General features: G+C 41.0%; 22 protein-coding genes. 19 read left to right on the top strand and 3 right to left on the bottom strand.

The window, feature by feature from the left end:
* Positions 1 to 88: 88 nt before the first annotated feature.
* Positions 89 to 463 carry a hypothetical protein gene (locus F981_RS14720; protein ID WP_004722850.1) on the top strand — a complete coding sequence of 125 codons (375 nt, stop codon included), beginning with the start codon at positions 89 to 91 and terminating at the stop codon, positions 461 to 463.
* Positions 464 to 584: 121 nt separating this feature from the next.
* Positions 585 to 908: a hypothetical protein gene (locus F981_RS14715; protein WP_004722848.1), complete on the top strand. Its 324-nt coding sequence runs from the start codon at positions 585 to 587 to the stop codon at positions 906 to 908.
* Positions 909 to 1234: 326 nt separating this feature from the next.
* Here the strand turns inward: F981_RS14715 and F981_RS14705 are convergent, their stop codons facing one another.
* Entirely contained in the window at positions 1235 to 1585 is a 351-nt protein-coding gene (locus F981_RS14705; protein ID WP_004722847.1) for a hypothetical protein, read from the bottom strand.
* A gap of 896 nt (positions 1586 to 2481) precedes the next feature.
* Here F981_RS14705 and F981_RS14700 point away from each other — a divergent pair.
* From F981_RS14700 to F981_RS14625, 16 genes are all read left to right on the top strand, one after another.
* A complete protein-coding gene (locus F981_RS14700; RefSeq protein WP_004722844.1) occupies positions 2482 to 3030 on the top strand; it encodes an NADH-quinone oxidoreductase subunit A in 549 nt (182 codons plus the stop codon).
* Between the two features lie 7 nt (positions 3031 to 3037).
* On the top strand, positions 3038 to 3715 hold the full coding sequence (locus F981_RS14695) for a NuoB/complex I 20 kDa subunit family protein (protein WP_004722842.1): 678 nt from the start codon (positions 3038 to 3040) through the stop codon (positions 3713 to 3715).
* 86 nt (positions 3716 to 3801) lie between these two features.
* Positions 3802 to 5589, top strand: a complete 1788-nt coding sequence (gene nuoC / locus F981_RS14690; protein ID WP_004722840.1) for an NADH-quinone oxidoreductase subunit C/D — start codon at positions 3802 to 3804, stop codon at positions 5587 to 5589.
* Positions 5590 to 5603: 14 nt separating this feature from the next.
* Positions 5604 to 6113, top strand: a complete 510-nt coding sequence (gene nuoE, locus F981_RS14685; protein ID WP_004722839.1) for an NADH-quinone oxidoreductase subunit NuoE — start codon at positions 5604 to 5606, stop codon at positions 6111 to 6113.
* Positions 6110 to 7441 (top strand): NADH-quinone oxidoreductase subunit NuoF, encoded by a 1332-nt coding sequence (gene nuoF / locus F981_RS14680; RefSeq protein WP_004722838.1) that lies wholly within the window; start codon positions 6110 to 6112, stop codon positions 7439 to 7441. The genes nuoE and nuoF overlap by 4 nt, the downstream gene beginning before the upstream one ends.
* An 11-nt stretch (positions 7442 to 7452) precedes the next feature.
* On the top strand, positions 7453 to 10137 hold the full coding sequence (nuoG, locus tag F981_RS14675) for an NADH-quinone oxidoreductase subunit NuoG (protein ID WP_004722837.1): 2685 nt from the start codon (positions 7453 to 7455) through the stop codon (positions 10135 to 10137).
* Positions 10138 to 10139: 2 nt separating this feature from the next.
* A complete protein-coding gene (gene nuoH / locus F981_RS14670) occupies positions 10140 to 11153 on the top strand; it encodes an NADH-quinone oxidoreductase subunit NuoH (protein ID WP_004722836.1) in 1014 nt (337 codons plus the stop codon).
* An 18-nt stretch (positions 11154 to 11171) separates the two neighbouring features.
* Positions 11172 to 11714, top strand: coding sequence for an NADH-quinone oxidoreductase subunit NuoI (gene nuoI, locus F981_RS14665; protein WP_004722835.1), 543 nt, complete (start codon positions 11172 to 11174; stop codon positions 11712 to 11714).
* Positions 11714 to 12232, top strand: a complete 519-nt coding sequence (gene nuoJ, locus F981_RS14660; RefSeq protein WP_171066894.1) for an NADH-quinone oxidoreductase subunit J — start codon at positions 11714 to 11716, stop codon at positions 12230 to 12232. The genes nuoI and nuoJ overlap by 1 nt, the downstream gene beginning before the upstream one ends.
* Positions 12232 to 12540, top strand: a complete 309-nt coding sequence (nuoK, locus tag F981_RS14655; RefSeq protein WP_004722831.1) for an NADH-quinone oxidoreductase subunit NuoK — start codon at positions 12232 to 12234, stop codon at positions 12538 to 12540. The genes nuoJ and nuoK overlap by 1 nt, the downstream gene beginning before the upstream one ends.
* Positions 12537 to 14426, top strand: a complete 1890-nt coding sequence (gene nuoL, locus F981_RS14650; protein WP_004722828.1) for an NADH-quinone oxidoreductase subunit L — start codon at positions 12537 to 12539, stop codon at positions 14424 to 14426. The genes nuoK and nuoL overlap by 4 nt, the downstream gene beginning before the upstream one ends.
* Positions 14427 to 14433: 7 nt before the next feature.
* Entirely contained in the window at positions 14434 to 16038 is a 1605-nt protein-coding gene (nuoM, locus tag F981_RS14645; protein ID WP_171066950.1) for an NADH-quinone oxidoreductase subunit M, read from the top strand.
* 2 nt (positions 16039 to 16040) lie between these two features.
* Positions 16041 to 17597, top strand: coding sequence for an NADH-quinone oxidoreductase subunit NuoN (nuoN, locus tag F981_RS14640; protein WP_004722824.1), 1557 nt, complete (start codon positions 16041 to 16043; stop codon positions 17595 to 17597).
* Between the two features lie 121 nt (positions 17598 to 17718).
* Positions 17719 to 18354, top strand: a complete 636-nt coding sequence (gene upp, locus F981_RS14635) for a uracil phosphoribosyltransferase (protein ID WP_004722821.1) — start codon at positions 17719 to 17721, stop codon at positions 18352 to 18354.
* Between the two features lie 61 nt (positions 18355 to 18415).
* On the top strand, positions 18416 to 19489 hold the full coding sequence (locus tag F981_RS14630; protein ID WP_004722819.1) for a hypothetical protein: 1074 nt from the start codon (positions 18416 to 18418) through the stop codon (positions 19487 to 19489).
* A 59-nt stretch (positions 19490 to 19548) separates the two neighbouring features.
* Positions 19549 to 20289: an excalibur calcium-binding domain-containing protein gene (locus F981_RS14625; RefSeq protein WP_004722817.1), complete on the top strand. Its 741-nt coding sequence runs from the start codon at positions 19549 to 19551 to the stop codon at positions 20287 to 20289.
* A 320-nt stretch (positions 20290 to 20609) separates the two neighbouring features.
* Here F981_RS14625 and gigC read toward each other — a convergent pair whose 3' ends face one another.
* Positions 20610 to 21491, bottom strand: a complete 882-nt coding sequence (gene gigC / locus F981_RS14620; RefSeq protein ID WP_004722815.1) for a LysR family transcriptional regulator GigC — start codon at positions 21489 to 21491, stop codon at positions 20610 to 20612.
* A gap of 82 nt (positions 21492 to 21573) precedes the next feature.
* On the opposite strand from gigC, the gene F981_RS14615 reads away from it, so the two are divergent.
* Positions 21574 to 22335 carry a ferredoxin--NADP reductase gene (locus F981_RS14615; RefSeq protein ID WP_004722813.1) on the top strand — a complete coding sequence of 254 codons (762 nt, stop codon included), beginning with the start codon at positions 21574 to 21576 and terminating at the stop codon, positions 22333 to 22335.
* Positions 22336 to 22434: 99 nt separating this feature from the next.
* Here F981_RS14615 and thiO read toward each other — a convergent pair whose 3' ends face one another.
* Positions 22435 to 23571, bottom strand: coding sequence for a glycine oxidase ThiO (gene thiO / locus F981_RS14610; RefSeq protein ID WP_004722811.1), 1137 nt, complete (start codon positions 23569 to 23571; stop codon positions 22435 to 22437).
* Positions 23572 to 23574 lie beyond the last annotated feature (3 nt).

Raw genomic sequence — 23574 nt, 5'->3', positions numbered from 1 at the left:
CTCAAAAATGTTGGATGCCTTTTGATCTATATTTTTAGAAGATTGGAATTACTCCATCCACTGCAATGCGAGAAGTTGGGATCAGAAAATGACAAATGAAAATATTTTTCTAAGAGAATTTCCAATATATAAAGAATCAATGATAAAAATATTGAATCTTATGATTTCTGATGACTATGAGGAATTGGTGAAAAATAAACAGGCCTATCCATCAACGGCAAATGAATATAGAGTTGCTGTAAATGAATTTGCGCATTTAAGTGGATTTGTGAAAATGACACAAATCCCTGACGATGTACTGGGGGATACAGAGGTTTTTTCTCTCAAAGGAGATCGTGTTAATAAACATATAATCGATGTCCAATTATGGTTTGATGATTCTAAATCAGATTTATATGCTGTTTTTTGTGCACCAATGAATGCAGGTAAACTATTACATTTGTATGATATTCGCGTTATGTAAAAATAACGATATCTATCGGAACATCAAAACGTACTCTTTATTGACCTTCTAAGCATAATTACGCAGACCAAACTGAATAGTTTGAGCATTGATATTGATAATATTTATTAAGGGAATTTGAATGGTGAACGCTAATTTTGATATTACTATTGATCATGCATTTAATGGGAATCCTGCATTTATAATAAAAATTGCCAACCAATTTATTGAAATTAATATTTATATTTCAATTGACCAAGTGGAAGAATTGAAAAAAATAACAACTGATTCTGTTGCTTATATACAGGCAGGAGAATCTGCCAACAGCCCAGTTCATTGGAAAAAAGGTGATGATGGCGAGATTTATATTTTGATCGGCGAGGATTGTGAATCTTGGGATATCGTATTAACCATCAGTATTGATTTAATTGCAGACATTATCACAGGTATTAATGATCTTGTATAAAATCAAGTTTTTCAGAAGATTTTGACGTCACTACGAATGATCAAGGTTTATTTTTGCGTCTTCGTTTTCAACGGTCATTGGTAGTGTTGGTCTATACTGCCGCTAGTGAACTGATCCATGCCATCAACCTAGCATGCGATACTGGGTTCAAGTCATCAGCTTCGAGCACGACACCATGGGGCAGCGATCCTGTTGGACTTCGTGTAGTGAGGAATACTGGATGAATAAGAACAATGCTATTGTGGACTGAAGGCTTGGTTTCAAATAAAAAACCACCGAAAAATTTTCGGTGGTTTTTTATGTCTGGATGTTGCTTAGTCAAGATCTTATTGTTGAAGCGTTGCATCAGGCGCAATGATTGGCTTGCTGTCTCGCAAAGCTTGTAATGCATCATGATTAAAGTCAATCAATAAGCTATTTTGTTCAGCGTCAATTTTATAACTGCTAATGATTTTTTGGTCACCTTGAATGGTATCAATACGATATTCATCCGCGATATTTAAAATCCCTTCTAGATTTGTCGTGGTTGCGGCAAGATCTTGGCGGAAAAGCTCATAAACATCTCTTAGATCAAAAATTGCATTTTGTGCATCAGCGTGTTTTTTGACGTAATTTTCAATATGACGAATCAGTAATTGTGCAAATAAAAAATAGTTTGGCTTGCTGCTGAATTCCATCTTGTTTTACCCCTAAATTATTGATTTAAAGTTGTTCATATTGAATAGCATATACATAAAAGTAGTTCAATGTGTATAGGCTCTGTAGACAATTCGTCTAAGTTTGCGACAACGAACACCTTTTACTGCAATTGGGTGTTAAATATACAATTTGCTGATTTAAGTGGCGATAAGTTACTCACCTTTCAAATGGCTTTGGCTTGGACTAGTTTAGATGAGCTTGACTGTGGTATGTGCGAAAAATGACATGATTGACAGTGCTGACTATTTTGAAAATTCAAATCAGAAAATCATAAGAGGGCACAAGGTAGGTCAAAAGTAGGCATTGAGCATTTGGCGCTGGATGGTTTAAAGCGGGTTATTTCACTGAAACAAGTTGGTTTTGATAATAGTAAAGTATAAAAAATTATAAATAACTTTGTAATATTTAAAAATTATCACAATAAGATAATTTTTATTACTTGATTGATCTAATGTGACTATTTTACCACATAGAATGTAACAAAATATTTTAGATGGTAAATCCTTATATTTGTAGAAATTAGCCAATTAAATCGCAGAAAAGCATGGATAAATCGAAGCTTTTACTTGGACTGAATCGGATTAAGCTACTGATTTGTCATTTTTAATTCATGATTAAAAAATAAACTTCGGAAAAACTAATAAGAATAGGGATAGAAATTTGATAAAACGATAAGTCAGCGCTGTATCGCTGTGAATCAGGAAAAATTATGGCTTTTGTCTAAAAAATCATCCGAAAGACTTAGAGCTATTAACTAGCAACAGATGACATCAATCGGGTACAATTGACCAGATTTATTTTGTGTTTGGTGTATTTGCAAGGCCAATACATACATTCTTTGTTAAATAATAGGCCTGCCAGGAGTTATCCCCGCATGAGTGCCATTACTCCATACGATTGGGCAATCATTGCCTTCGTGATCGGCGTGACATTTTTATGTGTCTTTATGCTCACCGTTCCTTTGCTCCTTGGGGGTAAATCATGGGGACGTGCGAAGCAAGAGCAATTTGAATCAGGTGTGGTTAGTGCTGGTGGTGCACGTATCCGCTTGTCTGCGAAGTTCTACCTTGTTGCAATCTTCTTTGTTGTATTCGATTTGGAAGCCCTCTATTTATATGCATGGGCGACATCTGTACGTGAAGTAGGTTGGGTTGGGTTTTCAGCTGCAGCTGTATTTATTTTAGTTTTACTCGTTGGTTTGATTTATGAATTATCTACAGGTGCATTGAACTGGTCACCTTCAGATAAACGTAAAATCGCAGGGATTAAACCTAAAATTGGTTCACCAAATATGGACCTTGCAGAAATTACTCGCTTCAATTCAATTGAAGAGTTGGTGATGGATCCTACTGGAACTATTCCAGCTCAATCTTCTGGTCGTGTGAAAGATAAAACACCGACCATGTCTCTGAACAAGGAGTAACTCGGGAATGAAATATACTTTAACCCGTGCGAATCCAGAAGCTGAACAATATCCGCTTCAAGATCGTCAAATTGTGACAGATCCACTTGAAGAAGAAGTGAATAAAAATGTGTTCATGACTCGCTTAGAGGATGTGGTACACACAGCTGTAAACTGGGGCCGTAAAAACTCAATATGGCCTTTTAACTTTGGTACATCTTGCTGCTACGTTGAATATGCAACCACGTTAACCGGTGTGCATGATTTGTCGCGCTTTGGTGCCGAGGTTATTCGTGCTTCGCCACGTCAGGCAGATTTGATGATCGTTGCAGGGACTTGCTTTGTTAAAATGGCACCTGTAATTCAACGTTTGTATGAACAAATGCTTGAGCCTAAATGGGTGATTTCAATGGGTGCTTGTGCAAACTCTGGTGGTATGTACGACATCTATTCTGTTGTACAAGGTGTGGATAAAATCATTCCTGTTGACGTGTACGTTCCAGGTTGCCCACCACGTCCAGAAGCATTGATTCAAGCCTTGATGTTATTGCAAGACCAAATTCAATTAGAACGTCGTCCGCTCTCTGCGGTAATCGGTGATGATCTTCAGCCAGTGTATAAGCCAAAGATGATGCCAGAACGCGACCGTAAGAACGCTGAACGTATTGCAGTGAAAAACTTACGCTCTATGGATGAAATTGAGTAATTTTTTCTGATGAGTATTTGACATATCTGATGGATATGGTCATCAGGGAATTTGACAGAATTTGTATTAAATAGGAAGCCAAGCCAATGGCTGAAACTGAAATTGCTATGCCAGAATCGACTCCAGTTGATTCCCGCCCAGCATTTGCAATTGTAGAAGATCTCAAAGCCAAATTTGGCGAGAACTTTTACGTGCAACCGACGTTTGAAGATTTTCCGACGGTCTGGGTTGAGCGCGCACGTGTACAAGAAGTTCTAATGTACTTGCGTACAGTACCACGTCCTTATGTGATGCTGTTTGACTTATCTGCGGTCGATGAACGTTTGCGTAACAACCGTGATGGTTTACCTGCATCTGATTTCACAGTGTTCTATCACTTACTTTCATTAGAACGTAATAGTGATATTCGTATCAAAGTGGCGTTGAGTGAGAACGATATTAACGTTCCAACAGCGACCAATATTTGGCCAAATGCCAATTGGTACGAGCGTGAAGCTTACGATATGTTTGGGATCAATTTCGAAGGGCATCCAATGCTTCGTCGTATTTTGTTGCCAACTTATTGGGAAGGTCATCCACTACGTAAAGAATATTCTGCACGTGCGACTGAATATACACCGTACATGCAAGACAAGGCTAAACAAGATTTCGAACAAGAACATCTTCGTTTTGTTCCAGAAGATTGGGGTCTAACACGCGGTAACGCCGATGAAGACTTTATGTTCTTGAACTTAGGGCCTAACCACCCATCTGCGCATGGTGCATTCCGTGTAATTTTGCAGCTGGATGGCGAAGAAGTGAAAGATTGTGTGCCTGATATTGGCTATCACCACCGTGGTGTGGAAAAGATGGCTGAACGTCAAACTTGGCATTCATTTATTCCATATACAGACCGTGTTGACTACTTAGGTGGTTGTGCGCAAAACATGCCTTATGTCATGGGTGTGGAGCAACTTGCAGGGATTACCGTTCCTGATCGTGCACAATGTATCCGTGTCATGATGTCTGAATTATTCCGTATCAATAACCACTTGTTGTATATCGGTACTGCGATTCAGGATGCCGGTGGTATGACACCAGTATTCTATATGTTTGCGGATCGTCAAAAAATCTATGATGCAATTGAAGCGATCACAGGTTTCCGTATGCACCCAGCATGGTTCCGTATCGGCGGGACAGCACATGACCTTCCAAACAACTGGCAAAAACTGATTCGTGAAATTCTCGAATGGATGCCAAAACGTTTGAAGGAATATCATACTGCTGCACTGAAAAACTCAGTATTTGTGGGTCGTACCCGTAATGTTGCGCAATACGATGCTAAATCGGCATTGGCTTGGGGTGTAACAGGTACAGGTTTACGCGCGACAGGTATTGATTTTGATGTTCGTAAATATCGTCCATACAGTGGTTATGAAAATTACGACTTTGAAGTGCCGTTAGAGTATGAAGGCGATGCTTACGCGCGTGTAATGGTTCACTATCGCGAAATCGAAGAGTCGTTAAAAATCGTCAAACAGTGTTTGGATAATATGCCTTCTGGTCCTTATAAAGCGGATCATCCATTGGCAGTTCCACCACCAAAAGATAAGACTTTACAAGATATTGAAACTTTGATTACGCACTTCTTGAGCGTGTCATGGGGTCCTGTAATGCCAGCTGGTGAAGCCTCTGTAATGGCAGAAGTGGTGAAAGGTGCGTCTAACTATTACTTGACTTCAGATAAGTCAACCATGAGTTACCGTACCCGTATTCGTACGCCTACTTTCACCCACTTGCAGCAAATTCCTTCCGTGATTAACGGCAGTCTTGTATCTGACTTGATCATTTATTTAGCGACAATTGACGTCGTTATGGCTGACGTGGATCGCTAAGGGGTAAACGCATTATGATGATTTTGACTGATAAAAAGCCACGTGTGAATGTTGAAGGGATTCTGACCAGCGAAGAAATCCATGAAATTGAACATCACATGGGTCACTACCCATACCCACGCGCAGCGTCTTTGGATGCTTTAAAGTGTGTACAACGCCGTAATGGTTGGGTGGATGACGCGCAGTTACATGCAATTGCTCAATTATTGACAATTACAACTGCGGATTTAGAAGGTGTTGCAACATTCTATAACCGTATATACCGTCAGCCTGTAGGTCGTCACGTAATTTTATTATGTGATTCGATTGCATGTTTCTTGATGGGTGCGGAAACTTTAGCAGAAGCTTTCCAACGTGAACTGGGTATCCAATTTGGTCAAACGACAGCTGATGGTCGTTTTACTTTATTGCCGATCTGCTGTTTAGGGAACTGTGACAAAGGTCCAACCCTAATGATTGATGAAGATACACACGGTTTGGTTGAAGTGACTTCTGTGAAACAGTTATTGGAGAAGTATGTATGAATACCGAACCAAGACCAATTTATGGCGAAGGAAACCCTGAAACTCACCCATTAACATGGCGTTTGAGTAAGCAGGAATTTGTTCGTAGTGCTGATGACTATGAAGCTTTAGAAGGCTATGCAGGCTTTAAAAAAGCGCTTTCTATGCCACCTAAAGATGTTCTTGAAGTCATCAAAGCAGCGACTGTAAAAGGTCGTGGTGGTGCAGGTTTCCCAGCAGGGATTAAATGGTCATTGATGGCACCCAATGATGGTGGTCCTCGTTACCTAATCTGTAATGCCGATGAAATGGAACCGGGAACATTCAAAGACCGTTTGTTGATGGAAAAACTTCCACATCAATTGATCGAAGGGATGTTGATTGCAGGTTATACCCTCGAAGCAACTCAGGGTTATATCTTCATTCGCGGTGAATACATTGAAGCTGCACAATACTTAAATGAAGCTTTAGAACAAGTGCGTGCTAAAGGTTATTTGGGTGACAACATCTTAGGCACAGGTTGGAATTTTGACCTGCATGTGCATACCGGTGCGGGGCGTTATATCTGTGGTGAAGAAACTGCATTGATTAACTCACTCGAAGGTCGTCGTGCAAATCCACGGACTAAGCCGCCATTCCCGCAAGTTGCAGGTGCATGGGGCCGTCCGACCATCGTAAACAACGTAGAAACCTATAACAACTTGCCAGCAATTATGTTGCGTGGCCCTGAGTGGTATATCGGTTTGTCTGCGGGTAAATCTAAAGATCCAGGCACTAAAATTTATGGTGCATCAGGTAAAGTGACTTTCCCAGGTCTTTGGGAACTACCGTTTGGTACGACTGCACGTGAAGTGATTGAAGACTATGCCGGCGGTATGCGCGATGGTCTTAAACTGAAAGCATGGTTACCGGGTGGGGCATCGACTGACTTCTTGGCTGCTGAACACATTGATCTTCCAATGGATTCAGAAAGCATTATGAAAGCAGGTTCTCGTCTAGGTACATGTTTGTTAATGGTCGTTGATGAAACCCAGTGTATGGTTTCTGCAACGCGTAACTTAGAAGAATTCTTTGCACGTGAATCATGTGGATTCTGTACGCCATGCCGTGATGGTTTACCTTGGGCGGTCAAAGCACTTGTCGCAATTGAGAAAGGTGAAGGGAAGATGGAAGACATTCAACATCTTCAAGAACTGACTCGCAAATTGTGGATTGGTAAAACATTCTGTGCTCACGCACCAGGTGCGATGGAACCATTGATGGGTGCACTCAAATATTTCCGTAGCGAGTTTGAAGCTAAAGTGACAGATCGTCCTGTAGCCCAAGCCAGCCACGTAGAACAAGTTTAAGGAATTCGACTATGGCTACAATTCATGTCGATGGAAAATCGTATGAAGTCAATGGCTCGGAAAACTTGCTACAAGCATGTTTGAGTCTTGGCATCGACATCCCATATTTTTGTTGGCATCCAGCTTTAGGTTCTGTCGGTTCTTGCCGTCAATGTGCTGTTACTCAATATGCGAATCCAGAAGATACTCGTGGTCGCTTAGTAATGTCATGTATGACTCCTGCATCTGACAATACCTTTATTTCGATTGAAGACAAAGAAGCAAAAGATTTCCGTGAATCGATTGTGGAATTCTTAATGACCAACCACCCACACGACTGTCCAGTCTGTGAAGAGGGTGGTCACTGTCATTTACAAGATATGACGGTAATGACGCAACATGATCGTCGTCGTTATCGTTTTACCAAACGTACGCATCACAACCAAGAGTTGGGTTCTTTCATTGCACATGAGATGAACCGTTGTATCGCATGTTACCGTTGTGTTCGTTACTACAACGATTATGCCGGTGGTACAGACTTTGGTGTTTATGCCAATGCATCACGTGTCTACTTCGGTCGTCCAGAATCAGGCACTTTAGAGTCTGAGTTCTCTGGTAACTTGACTGAAGTGTGCCCAACAGGTGTATTTACAGATAAAACCCATTCGGCACGTTATAACCGTAAGTGGGACATGCAGTATGCGCCTAGCGTATGCCAAGGCTGTTCTTCTGGTTGTAACATCTCTCCGGGTGAGCGTTATGGCGAATTACGTCGTGTAGAAAACCGTTTCAATGGTGACGTTAACCAATATTTCCTTTGCGATAAAGGTCGTTTTGGTACGGGTTATGTGAACCGTGAAGATCGTCCACGTCAGCCGCAATTCCGTGCTGCAACAGAAGTTAAAACTGTTTCTGTTGATGTGGCACTGGATTCAGTGATTGAAAATGTTCAAGGCAAAAAAGTCTTGGGTATTGGTTCTCCACGTGCATCATTAGAATCAAACTATGCGTTGCGTGAGTTGGTTGGCCAAGAAAATTATTCAACAGGTCTTTCTCAAAAAGAACAGAACTTGGTTGAACTTGCTGCATCGGTTATGCAAGCTGAGGGTGTTTATAACCCAAGTATGCGTGAAATCGAAAGCTATGATGCAGTCTTGATCTTGGGTGAAGACTTAACACAAACTGCACCACGTATGGCATTGTCTGTTCGCCAAGCTGCGAAAAACAAAGCCAAACAAATGGCTGCAGACCGCCGTACCCAAGATTGGTTAGCTGAACCTGTAAAACGTATTGGTCAGGATGCAAATTCTCCAATCTATATCTTGGCTGCAACACAAACACGTTTAGCTGATATTGCTGAGGGTGAAGTTGTTGCTTCTCCAAACGATATTGCACGTTTAGGTTTTGCGATTGCTGCCGGTGTAAACGGTGATGCGATTCTTGGTTTAGATGATGATGCTAAAGCATTTGCACAAACCATTGCGGATACGTTAAAAGCTGCGAAAAAACCATTAATCATCTCGGGTACTAGCTTACAAGATGCTGCCATCATGGAAGCTGCTGCACAAGTTGCACAAAACCTAGGTGGAAATGCAGGCTTAACATTGACAGTTCCAGAAGTGAACTCAATGGGTATGGCTTTGTTTGGTGGTTTAAGCCTAGAACAAGCATTTGCTCAAGATTATGAGTCAATCATTATCGTTGAAAATGATTTGTTCCGCCGTTTACCTGCTGTACAAGTTCAGGCTGCTCTAGACAAAGCGCAAAGCGTGATTGTGCTTGATCATTCTGAAACTGAAACCGTAAAAGCGGCGGATGTTGTCTTGTCTGCTGCAAGCTTTGCAGAAGGCGATGGGACAGTGGTCAGCCAAGAAGGTCGTGCGCAACGCTTCTATCAAGTTTATGACCCAAGCTATTACAAACCAGAATATGCCATCAAAGAATCTTGGCGCTGGTTACATGCCATTGAAACGGGTGTGAAAGGCAAGGCGATCTCGTGGACATTGTTGGATGACGTAATTGAGTCTGTAGTCAAAAATGTTCCAGTTCTTGAAGCAATTCAAGATGTTGCACCTGATGCGGGCTACCGTGTTCATGGCTTGAAAATTGCCCGTGAACCGCGTCGTTACTCAGGTCGTACTGCAATGCGTGCACCATTAAACGTACATGAGCCAAAACAACCTGTCGATGTCGATTCCGCATTAACATTCTCTATGGAAGGTTATGTTGGACCGCAAAATGCATCGTCATTGGTTCCATTTGCATGGGCACCGGGTTGGAACTCACCACAAGCTTGGAACAAATACCAAGATGAAGTGGGTGGTCACCTTAAAGGTGGTGATTCAGGCGTTCGTTTGTTTGATCGCTTAGTAAAACGTCCTGCACGTAGCTATGTGGCGCCAACTGCGGTTGTGGCAAATCCAGAGAGTTTCCGTCTGGTTCCAATGCATCATATTTTCGCTTCAGGTGAATTTACGATTAAAACACCGGTGATGGAATCGCGTATTCCAGAAGCGACTTTTGCCGTGGGCGAGCAAGATGCAGCACGTTTAAATGTTCAAGATGGTCAACAACTGACAGTGAAAGCAGGCGAAACGACGATTAGTCTTCCTGTGCATGTGATTGAATATTTACCAACAGGTTATATCGGTTATCCAGTCGGCCAAGCACCAACAGTTTCACTTGCTGAACCTGTATCTGTAACGGTAGGAGTGTAATCATGAATGAATCTTTACGCGCACTACCGACATGGGTACAAGACTGGCCAATCGCTTATTCAGTGATTCAAGCCATCGTAATTTTGTTGGTTGTGGTTTTACTGGCCGCTTTGATGTCATTTATTGAACGTCGTTTGCTGGGCTTATGGCAAGACCGTTATGGACCAAACCGTGTTGGTCCTGGCGGGATGTTCCAGATCGTTGCCGACATGTTGAAAATCATGTTCAAAGAAGACTGGACACCAAAGTTTGTAGATAAGTTAACCTTCCGTTTAGCACCAGCAGTGGCAATGGCGACTGCAGTACTGTCATTCATGGTTATTCCTGTTTCACCTTACTTAGGTGTTTCAGACATGAGTATCGGTCTATTGTTCTTTATGGCAATGGCAGGTATTGCAGTATATGCGGTGTTATTTGGTGGTTGGGCATCTAACAACAAATATGCGTTATTGGGTGGTCTACGTTCAGCAGCACAAACCATTTCTTATGAAGTCTTTTTAGGGATTTCATTGATGGGTGTGGTGGCAATTGCAGGTTCATTTAACTTGCGTGACATCGTAGAAGCACAACGTGATGTATGGTTTGTGATTCCGCAATTCATTGGTTTCATGATCTTCGTGGTTGCGGGTGTTGCGGTAACGCATCGTCATCCATTTGACCAACCAGAAGCTGAACAAGAATTGGCAGAAGGTTACCATGTCGAATATGGTGGTATGAAATGGGGGATGTTCTTCGTTGCTGAATACGTCAACATCATTTTAATTTCAGCACTGATCGTGACTTTATTCTTTGGCGGTTGGTTAGCACCATTTAATTTAAATATTCCATTCATTCCAGATGCATTCTGGTTCATTGCGAAAACAGCATTCTTTGTAATGATGTTTGTCTTGGCACGTGGTTCTTTAATGCGTCCACGTTATGACCAAGTTATGAATTTTGGTTGGAAAGTGTGTTTACCACTTGCATTGGTCAACCTTTTGGTGACTGGTGCTGTGATTCTGATGAATCAGGCCTAGGACAGCAGGGAGTACAAAATGTATAAAATTCTAGCTGGCGTAGGATCAATTGTTCGTTCGTTGTGGATGGTGTTTAGCCATGTCACACGCAAACGCGATACGATTTTATATCCAGAAGTGCCAGCCGAACAAATCGTACCTCCACGCTACCGTGGTCGTATCGTATTAACACGTGACCCAGACGGTGAAGAGCGTTGTGTTGCGTGTAACTTATGTGCGGTTGCATGTCCTGTTGGTTGTATTTCATTGCAGAAAGCTGAAAAAGATGATGGACGTTGGTATCCAGAATTTTTCCGCATTAACTTCTCACGCTGCATTTTCTGCGGTATGTGTGAAGAAGCATGTCCAACAACTGCTATTCAGTTAACACCAGATTTTGAGTTAGGCGAATATGTCCGTCAGGATCTTGTTTATGAGAAAGAAAACTTACTCATTTCAGGACCGGGTAAATACCCAGACTACAATTTCTACCGTGTAAGTGGTATGGCAATTGATGGTAAAGAAAAAGGTCAAGCGCAACGTGAAAGTGCGCCTGTAGATGTACGGAGCTTATTACCATGATGTGGCCATTTTATTTAATGGCTCTCGTGGCCATTGTTTCGACGATTCGTGTTGTGACCAACACCAATCCAGTACATGCTTTATTAAGTTTGATCGTTTCTCTACTTGCTGTTGCAGGGATCTTCTTGATCATTGGTGCACCATTTGCAGCTGCGCTTGAAGTGATTGTTTATGCGGGTGCGATCATGGTGTTGTTCGTATTCGTGGTCATGATGCTCAACCTTGGTCAACATACAGTTGATCAAGAACGTAAATGGTTGACTTCAGATGCTTGGGCTTATCCAGCACTCATGAGCTTCTTAGTGGGCTTATGTTTGGTTTGGGTATTAGGTTCAGACTATACCCAACATGGTGCAGTACTTGGAACTCAAGTGATTGGACCTAAAGCAATTGGTCAAGCACTCTTTACCCACTATTTATTATTGGTTGAAGTTGCCGCAATGTTATTGCTTGCAGCATTGGTTGCAGCATTCCACTTAGGCAAACGTGAACCGAGTGCAGCAGAGGATAAACAGTAATGGGCAACATTCCTTTAGAACATGGTTTGATCGTCGCAACTATCCTTTTTGCACTGGGTTTTTACGGTGTAATGGTGCGACGCAACCTATTATTTATGTTAATGAGCCTTGAGATCATGATGAATGCAGCAGCATTGGCATTCGTTGTGGCAGGAAGTGCATGGGCACAACCTGATGGTCAAATTATGTTTATTTTGATCCTCACACTTGCTGCGGCAGAGGCTTGTATCGGTCTAGCGATCGTCCTCCAGTTCTATCATCGCTTCCATCATCTGGATGTAGATGCTGCTAGTGAGATGCGCGGATGAGTTATTTATATTTAACGATTTTATTTCCGCTGATTGGCTTTGTACTTTTAGCGGCAGGACGTAATAAACTTCCTGAAAATGTAGCAGCAATTATTGGTGCGGGTTCTGTTGGCCTTTCTGCTTTATTTGCATTGATTGCAGGCATGGACTTTGTTAAGCAGGGTTCAGTTGCGCAAGCACAGCATTTATGGACTTGGTTCAATGTAGGCGGTTTTGCACCGGGTGTAAGTTTGCATCTTGATGGCTTGTCATTGTTAATGATGGGTATGGTGACAGGTGTAGGTTTCCTGATTCACATCTTTGCAACTTGGTACATGCGTGGTGAAGAAGACTTCGCACGTTTCTTCTCATACTTCAACTTATTCGTTGCAAGCATGTTGGTGCTTGTATTGGGTGACAACTTAGCATTGTTATTCTTAGGTTGGGAAGGCGTAGGTCTGTGTTCTTACCTGTTGATTGGTTATTACTACCAAAACCCTGCAAATGGTTTTGCGGCAATTAAAGCATTTACAGTAACGCGTGTTGGTGATGTATTCTTACTGATCGCATTGTTCTTGCTTTACCAACAATTTGGTACTTTACACATCGGCACGATTGTTGCCAATGCTTCACAAGTTCTCGCACTTGATCATAACTTGGCATTGATCACGTCATTGATGTTGTTCTTGGGTGCAGCAGGTAAATCTGCGCAAATCCCATTACAAACATGGTTGGCAGATGCAATGGCTGGTCCGACACCAGTATCTGCATTGATCCATGCTGCAACAATGGTTACCGCTGGTATCTACTTATGTTGCCGTATGTTCTCTGTGTTTGAAATGACACCAGAAGTGATGCAGTTCATTTCGATTACGGGTGCTGTGACATTGTTGGTCGCTGGCTTTGCGGCTTTGGTTCAAACAGATATCAAACGTATTCTGGCTTACTCTACCATGAGTCAGCTCGGTTATATGTTTATGGCTGTGGGTGCAGAAGCGTATCAAGCAGGTCTGTTCCATATGCTTGCACATGCATTCTTTAAGGCATTATTGTTCTTGTCTTCTGGTGCGGTGATCTTGGCTTACCATCATGAACAAAACATCTTTAAAATGGGTGGCTTGTTCTACAAAAACAAATTCTTATTTGCTTGCTTCGCGATTGGTGGTGGTGCACTTGCTGCAATCCCATTTATCACGATCGGCTTCTTCTCAAAAGATGCAATCTTGGGTGCTGTTTGGGCGCAAGGTCAATCTGTCGCATTGTATAACTCATTGTATTGGGTTGGTGTTGCGGGTGCATTCTTAACTTCGATTTATACATTCCGTTTAATTTGGGTTGTATTCTTCGGTGAAGAAAAAACACATTATCACGAAATCAAAGGTGCAACGTATTGGGCGCCTTTAGGTATCTTGGCTGTTCTTTCAACAGGTTTGGCTTACTTCTTAAAAGCGCCAGTGATGAACATTTTAAATGCAGCACATATCCCTGCATTTGAAGTTTCTCAAGCGATTGAAGAAGGGATGCATGGTGCAGAACACCTTGCAGTCGGTATCGCATTGGTCGGTTTAGCTGTAGGCGTGGTGTTATTTGCTTTCGCTTATAAAGCGGTGCAAGGTTTTGCAGCCACTTCATTTGGTGCTGGACTTGCAAATATCTGCCGTAATGCATTTGGTTTCGATTCTTTATACAACCTTGTATTTGTTCAACCTTATTTACTCATTGCGAAAATTTTAGGTCGTGACCCAATTGATGGTTTATGGCTGGTATTACCTGCGATCGTAAATAGTGGGAATAAATTTACAAGTACCCGTCAAACAGGTTCATTACGTGAATATGCATCAAGTATGTCACTCGGTGTAGTGGTATTGCTGATGATCTTGATCGTGATTCAGGTAGTGGGGAAATAAGATGGAAATCACAAACAATTGGATTTTACCCGCACTGATTCTTGTACCTTTTATTGCAGGTTTCGCGTGTTGGTTGGTCGATAAACTTGATAAACATTTGCCACGTTATATCGCATTAGTCGGTATGCTCGTTACATTGGGCTTAACACTGATTTTGTGGAAACAAGGTGGCTTTAGCTATGAGTTGGGGGCGAAGACTCCAACTTGGGCAGCAGAATTTTATTTACCTTGGATTAAATCACTTGGTATTAACATTCATTTGGCTGTAGATGGTCTTTCATTGCTGATGGTGGGATTGACTGCATTACTGGGTGTACTTGCAGTTGGTTGTTCATGGGGTGAAATTCAAAAGAATGTCGGCTTCTTCCACTTAAACCTGTTATGGTCTTTGGGTGGGGTAATCGGGGTTTTCCTTGCAATTGATATGTTCTTGTTCTTCTTCTTCTGGGAGATGATGTTAGTCCCTATCTACTTCTTGATCGCACTTTGGGGTCATAAAGGCGCAGACGGTAAATCACGTGTTTATGCTGCAACCAAGTTCTTTATCTATACCCAAGTCGCAGGCTTGATCATGCTCATCGGGATCTTAGGCTTAGTGGTCTACGGTTCTCAGATGTCAGGTACGATTAGCTTTGACTATAACTACTTACTTGCTGTTGCAAACACTTTAGATGCTCAGGCACCACATATTGCCTATGCATTGATGATCTGTTTCTTTATTGGTTTTGCGGTCAAGCTTCCAGTATTTCCATTACACGGTTGGTTACCAGATGCCCATGCACAAGCACCTACAGCAGGTTCTGTAGACTTAGCGGGTATCTTGATTAAAACTGCTGCGTACGGTTTACTGCGCTTTGTATTGCCATTCTTCCCAGCAGCATCTGCACAATTTGCTGATATTGCGATTATTTTAGGTTTGATTGGTATTTTCTACGGCGCTTGGTGTGCTTTCCAGCAAACAGATATGAAACGCCTGCTTGCTTATACTTCTATTTCGCATATGGGTTTCGTATTACTTGCACTTTATGCCGGTAATATTCTGACATTCCAAGGCTTAATGATCATGATGTTGGCACATGGCTTGTCATCTGCTGCATTGTTCATTATGTGTGGTCAAGTGTATGAACGCTTACATACCCGTGACTTACGTTTGATGGGTGGTATTCGTGGTCAATTCCAGTATTTACCATTCTTCTTGATGTTCTTTGTCTCTGCGCTTGTGGGTATTCCAGGTCTAGGTAACTTTATTGGTGAATTCCTGATCTTGATGGGCTCATTCGCTAAGTTCCCAACATTTACCATCATTGCGGCGATTAGCTTGGTTTTTGCTGGTCTTTATGGTCTGATTCTGATCCACAAAGCTTTATTTGGTACGCCAAATGAAGAACAGAAAAAGCATTATGAAAGTCCATTAAAAGACTTGAATGTACGTGAAACAGTAATTCTATTGATCTGTGCATTTGGCTTATTATGGTTAGGTGTGTATCCACAAAGCTTCCTTGATATTTCTCACTCAAGTATGGCGTGGTTATCAAATAGCTATATTCCAGTTCAAGAAGTTGTTGATGCGGCACAACAAGTCGTATCTCAACAAAATGTGGAGATCCAATAGTCATGAACTTCACTATGTCATTTTCGGGTCTCATGCCTTTAGCACCAGTTTTTATTGTTGCTTTAACCGCTGTAGTGGTGATGATCCTAACCTCGATCAAGCGTAATCATAATTTGATTGCGACTGCATCGGTGGTGGGTCTAAACCTTGCTGCAATTGATATTTTATTCATGATGTTTGGTGGTTCATTTGCACCGTCAAATGTGATGAACATGTTTGTGGTTGATCCATTTACATTGTTTTATCAATTTATTGCAGTAGTTGCTGCACTCGCATGCTGTACGTTATCTCACGCTTATATTGAAACGTATAAAGATAATCGTGAAGAGCTTTATATCTTGATGTTGATCTCTGTAACAGGGGCAATGTTAATGGTGGCAAGTTCTCATTATGCATCGTTCTTTATTAGCTTAGAGCTTTTGTCAATTCCTGTGTATGGCTTATTGGCATATACGCATCAGCGTGGAAAATCGCTAGAAGCAGGCGTAAAGTATTTGGTACTTTCTGCAACAGCTTCAGCAATCTTGTTGATGGGTATGGCATACGTCTATGCTTATACAGGGACATTGTCATTTACTGACTTCCCAGGTTTGTATGGAAATCAGTTAGCACAAGCGCAACAAATTGCGTCTTTGGCTGACTTTATTGAACAGTTAAAAGGTTTCCTTGCTCAACCGATGATTTTGTTGGGTTCAGGATTAATCGTGATTGCGATTGCGTTTAAATTATCGCTTGCGCCATTTCATAAATGGACACCAGATGTTTATCAAGGTGCGCCTGCGCCAATCGCGACCTATCTTGCAACTGTTGCTAAAGTTGCAACCATTGGTTTATTGGTACGCTTTATTTTAAGTTCAGGTTTCATTCTTGTACCGTCTATCGTGACTGTATTAACTGTGATCGCTGTACTTTCGATTTTAGTCGGGAACTTCCTTGCATTACGTCAAGTCAACTTAAAACGAATTTTGGGTTATTCATCAATCGCCCATTTTGGTTATTTATTGATTGCTTTGATTAGTCTAGGTTATGCAAGTTTAGGTAGTGTAAGTGTGTATGTGGTGACTTATACCTTAACTACGATTGGTGCTTTTGGTGCTGTCGCGTTAATGTCAAGCCCATATAACAATGTTGATGAAGCCGAGTCGCTTGCGGATTACCGTGGTTTATTCTGGCGTCGTCCAGTACTGACTGCGACGTTAACAGTGATGATGCTTTCTCTTGCAGGGATTCCATTGACCGCTGGTTTCATCGGTAAGTTTATGGTGGTGATTGCTGCTGTAACCACAGAACATTGGTTCTTGGCGGCTATGGTTGTGGTGGGTAGTGGTATTGGTTTGTATTACTACTTACGTGTGATGATCGTGATGTATATGACTCCACCAGATAATCCTCGTATTGATGCAGTTGATCATTGGGGACAAAAAGTGGGTGGTTTGATGGTGCTCGGCGCTGCTGCTTTGGTATTGATCATTGGTGTTTATCCAGATCCAATCATCAGCTTGGCGTTAAAATCAGAAATTTTATCTCCTTTACATTTCTTGATGAGCCAACAACACTAATCGCAATAAAATCCTGCTATTAACAAAAAAAGCCCTCATTCATTGAGGGCTTTTCTTATCTCTGATATAAAAAACATTTATAATAATGGAAATTTACTTTTATCCTTTTAGGTGTCCTCCCGTGTCTATTCAAGAAATTCGTCATCCACTTATTCGTCATAAATTAGGTTTATTACGCCGTGCTGACATTAGTACTAAGAATTTCCGTGAACTCGCTCAAGAAGTAACCATGCTCTTAACTTATGAAGCAACCAAAGATTTACCTGTGTGTGATCATGAGATTGATGGCTGGAACGGTAAAGTCACAGTAGACAGAATTGCGGGTAAAAAAATCACTGTAGTGCCGATTTTACGTGCTGGTATTGGCATGTTAGAAGGTTTTTTAAATCTCATCCCAAGTGCTAAAGTTTCAGTTCTCGGTTTAGAACGTGATGAAGAAACCTTGGAAGCACGTACCTATTATAAAAAATTGGTTCCAGATGTACAAAATCGTTTAGCCATGATTATTGACCCGATGTTGGCGACAGGGTCTTCTTTAGTTGCTGCAATTGATGTATTGAAAGCAAGTGGATGTAAAGATATCCGTGTTATGGTTTTGGTTGCAGCACCTGAAGGGATTAAACGTGTTGAAGCCGCACATCCAGATGTGACGATTTTTACCGCTTCAATTGATCAAGGTTTAAATGAACAAGGTTATATCGTGCCAGGTTTAGGTGATGCTGGAGATAAAATTTTTGGTAGTGTGCAAAAAGATTAAAATTTAGTATGATCAAAGGAGGCTATAGGGGGCCTCCTTTTTAATGATAAGAGAATAAAAAATGTTTAGGAAAGGGACTGTTACCTTTTTCGATAATGATTTAGGGCAAGGTCTAATTGAATTAAGTGATCATCATCAACAAGTTGTTTTTAAATTAGAAGATTTCTCAAATCAATTGCTTCTTCCTCAAATTGGTGAGCGGATTAAATGTGTCGTTTTAGAGCAGAGTGATGGTTTATTTGCTAAATTTATCGTGCGTTTAGATCATAAAAATTATGTGAATGATAAAAACAAGTCCTCTATCCCACATCTTTATTCAGAAAATGCCTATGAACATATTAGAAATGTTCGCAAAGCGCTTAAAAAGAGAAGGATACTGGCTGATGAAGGCTTATTGAACCCCCAAACAAAAACTCAGGCTGAGCAAGCCATTTTACCTGATACTATTCTAGATATTGACTTAGTTGTTGCAGATCAACAAGTAACAGTTATTGAACCGATTCAAACAATAATCAATGATCCTGTAATCGAAGAATGGGGCGGAAACTTAAATCAAGCCAAAGAGATTGAACCTGTAACGCAAACACAAGTTGACCTTTCTGTTAAAGTTATCCAGAATACTGAATTGAAAGACGAAACTCATACATTTGATAACATTAAACCCGTTGAAGAGATTCATGCAATTGCTGTTGTCGATGTGGGTGAGGCGAATCAAAACATTGAAATTGTGGAGGGGGATCAGAGCCCCGCGTTGCTGAGCTCACTAGATGTGGTGGAGAATGGTCAAAATTTTAAAGGGGATAATTTATATTTTAACAGCCAGATTGATCGGCAGTTGCTTGAAAAGCATATGGATTTAACTGCATTTCAACGTTTAATTCAAAAGTTGAAAGTTAAATTTTTATATTCCAAACGCAAACAAGCTGTAAAGAAAATTCGATCTGAAAAACGCAAGACTTTGAACCCTTGGGTGGCGATCGTCGCTGTGGTGATATTCATTGCGGTAAGTTCTGTGATGTATGCAATGGATCGTTATAAGCAGTACAAAGTTGAGGCTGAAATGAGACTTCAACAATATCAACAAGAACAAAAGGACAAGATTAAACAGCAGAAACGAAAGGCATATTCACACTAAACATCTGAAACGAGTTGAATATATTTTACGATTCATACTTATTTTAAAAGAGAAGTTATATGTTTTATTTGGGGCAAATCATTGAATATCATCATGATAAAGGTTACGGACTTTTATTGGATCATAATTCAGCGCAATCTGTAATATTTTATATCGCTGATTTTCCAAAAGAAGGTGGTCAACCGAAAAAAGGCGAAACCATAAAATATGTAATCATCAATGCACATGGAACATTGAAAGCACATCAAATGATTCGTTTAGATGTTGCGATGAGTAATGACTTAAAAAATAAAAAGATCAATATTGATAAGCAAAAAAATATTTTAAGACGAAGCAAGAATGAAGGGCAGAAATTCGGTTTTATGTCTGTGGTGATTTTGGTGATTGTTTTTGGTTTCGTATATTTTAGCTTTGCCACATGGAATCAATACCAAACCTATCAGGAAGAACAACATGCTAAATTTGCCCTGTTAGAACAACAACAGAAGCAAATCATTGAGCAACAGCGCAAAGAGATTGGTTATGTCAAACCGGTAAAGTTTAGTGAAAAATCCCAAAATGCGTTAAATAGTCATCATCATTCAGTGCAAAAACAGAATGAAGTAGAATCTGTACAAAGCAACACCACTGTATCGACAACAGCATCAACGGCAAAATCACCTTATCAATGCGATGGTCGTACCCATTGCAGCCAAATGACATCTTATGATGAGGCGGTATTTTTTATTAGAAATTGCCCCAATACACAAATGGATGGTAACCATGATGGTCGACCATGTGAACGGCAATTTGGTAAATAGCTTTTAAGTTAAGAATGAGGGTCTGATGATAATTCGTATACGTTTGCGACTGGGTGTGTTTTTTAGGCGATACTAGGCGCGAAGTATGAAATTTAGTCATTCTAAATGAATAGTTCGCAACAACGTAGCGGCAAAAAATACGCTAGTCCCGAAGGGTTGTGGCTAAAATTATCTCAGCCTAAATTGAAACTCGAGAATAGCCTCACTATTTTCATTCATGCATTACGACGTATACATCTCCTACTTAATTTTAATCTACAACGTAAACGATTTATGAAATGTCAGCAGACCCTATAAAAGCTCCAAGAGGAGCTTTGGTTTTAACCATTTTCACAAAATTTTAGGAAGGCTCTTAAGCCCGGTCCTTGGTACTTTTGACGATGTACCAGCATATATAGCGGGCGAGCAAGTTGCCAGAATGGGGTATTTAAAATCACCAATTGTCCTTTGTCGAGCAAAGGCTGAATTGCCAATTTAGAAATACATGACATTCCTAGACCTCCAGCAACGATTTTTAAAATCGCTTCATTATGCCCTAGGGTCAAGCGGATATTGGCATCTTCAAGATCTTTTAGAATGGCATTGTCAAAGACTTCACGTGTTCCAGAACCTTCTTCACGTAAAATCCATTCAACATGCTGAAAGTCAGACTGTTTTAATTCACGATGTAAATTTGCCAGTGGATGATTAGGCGAACAACATACTGCGAGTTCGTCATCGCGCCAGTGAATACACTGAAGTTGCGGTAAGAAGCATGAACCTTCAATCAACGCCAAATCGAGTTGGAATTGGTTGACCGCTTCAATCATTTGGCGGGTATTACCAACTTGAAGCTGTAAATGGGCTTGAGGTTGAACTTGTAAAAAGTTTGCCATTAAGTCGGGCATTAAATAATCACTGATGGTCAGTGTTGCACCAATCCGTAAATCAATACTTTGTAGTTCACCTTTGGCTGCTTGTTCAAAGGCTTCACAGCGACCTAAGATTTCTAAAGCTTGAGGAAGTAAGAAACGACCAAGATCATTAAGCTGTAAGCGCTTACCAAGACGATCGAAAAGCGGAGCACCCAGTCCATCTTCTAAATCTGCCAAAGCCATACTTGCCGCACTTTGAGTCAACCGAACCGCATCACTTGCTTTGGTCACGGTACCTTCTTGAGCGACAGCAACAAAAACCGCCAACTGGCGTAAAGTCATTCGCATAAGTAGAGCCTTAACATTTTAATATTCATAGATTATATAGTCATGCTACCATGAGGACTATGTTTCATGCCACGAAGAAATCATGTCAATTGAAAAATTTAGCATAGAAAAGGTTTTGTCTGTTCAGCGTTGGACCAATACACTTTTCAGTTTCACCATGACTCGACCTGCCCATTTTAAGTTTACCGCAGGGCAATTTGCTCGCATTGGTTTAAAAGTGGGTGATGATTTGGTGGTAAGAGCATATTCCGTGGTTTCATCCCCATTTGATGAAACACTCGAATTTTTTTCAATCGTTGTTCCTGACGGTGCATTTACCTCCAATTTACAGCATCTACAAGTCGGTGATGCGCTTTATTTGGAAAAAATCCCCTATGGATTCTTAACCTTAGCACGTTATCAATTGCCATTGCCTAAAGATTTGTGGTTATTGGCAACGGGCACAGGTTTAGCGCCTTTTATTTCGATGCTACAAGATTTTGAAACTTGGTCAAAGTACGAAAAAATCAATTTGGTGTATAGCGTAAGAACTGAATCTGAATTGGCTTATGTCGATCGGATCGAAGAGATTGCCCAGCTTTTTGGTGAGGGGCATACAGGTTTTAAATTTATCCCGATTGTTACGCGTGATCCCAATGCAGCCTTACATGATCGTTTACCGATTTTGATTGAAAATGGTGAATTGGAAAAAGCCGCTGATTTAAAATTCAATGCAGATACCACCCATGTCATGCTATGTGGGAATCCACAAATGGTAGATGATACCAAAGCCGCATTAAAAGCCCGTGGTTTAACGATGAATCGTCGCGGTGAAGGCAATATTGCTGTAGAGAATTATTGGTAAATCGCTTGATCGGCATCAGCAATTGTATCAATCGTTTTAGATGAGAGAAGCGGCTAAGCGTCTTCTCTTTAATTCTTTCATGTCAGAACCAAACACTTTTTAGCTAAAAGATGATTGCTGAGTGAGTGGTGTATATGCTGTTAATCGCTCGGTTGAATAAGCTTTTGCATCAACACGTGTATCTTGATTGAGCATCAATTGTCTTAATAGCTGTGCTGAAGCCGGTCCCATACATAAGCCATTACGATAATGTCCAAAATTTGCCCATAAATTATTCAGTTCAGGCATTTTTCCAATATATGGAATGCCTGTCGGTGAACTTGGACGTAATCCTGCCCATTGCTTGACGATGGGGAAGTTTGCCAATTCAGGGACCATTTCGATACAGGCTTTATAAATATTTTGTTGTGTTTGTACATTTGGACGCTTATCAAATCCGATATGGTCCATGCTTGAACCGCATACGATATGACCATCTCGGCGTGGGATCAAATACATCACATTGTTCATACACATGGTGGGTAACCAGTTTTCAGGGGTTTTAAATAACATCATTTGTCCCTGAACAGGCTCTACTGGGATCGAACGCTGTAATTGATCTGCCCAGCAATGTGACCATGCACCCGTCGCAATCACAAATTGGTCTGCGACAAAACCTTGTCCATTGGCACTTTCAACAGACTGAATTTTTTGATTTTGAATATTAAATTTTTCGATCCATGTATTTTCATACACTTCAACTTGAGGGTGTTGTTTGAGATAGCTGATTAGTGATTTAAGAAGTCGTGGATTTCTAACATTGGCTAAATGTGGAAAATAAATTGCATGTTGAAACTGTGCTGAAATATGGGGATTGACGGTTTCAAGCTGCTCTCTTTGCAGGTATTCACAATGCTGCATCGGTTCTTGATGTTGGTCTTTATAATTCAGTCCAAGCTCAAAATCGGCTTCATCAAAAATTAACATTCCCGTGTCATGGATTTGAAAGTCTATTCCTGTTTTAGGTTGTAGTTTCTCATTCCATTGTTGGTAAAGTTGTTTGCCGTGTTGTGCCAGATGATTGACTTCATTGGGATATCTCCACGGATACATGGGTGACAGAATACCACCACCCGCCCATGAGGCGGCATGTCCAGCATGTTGTTGATCGAACAGGGTGATGGTGCAGCCTTGTTCAACAAGTTCAAGCGCGCTGAGTAAGCCACTTACTCCAGCACCGATAATGGCGATATGCATTGT

The organism is Acinetobacter guillouiae CIP 63.46, assembly GCF_000368145.1.
Lineage (GTDB): Bacteria > Pseudomonadota > Gammaproteobacteria > Pseudomonadales > Moraxellaceae > Acinetobacter > Acinetobacter guillouiae.
This window is presented reverse-complemented; position numbering and strand designations above follow the sequence as displayed.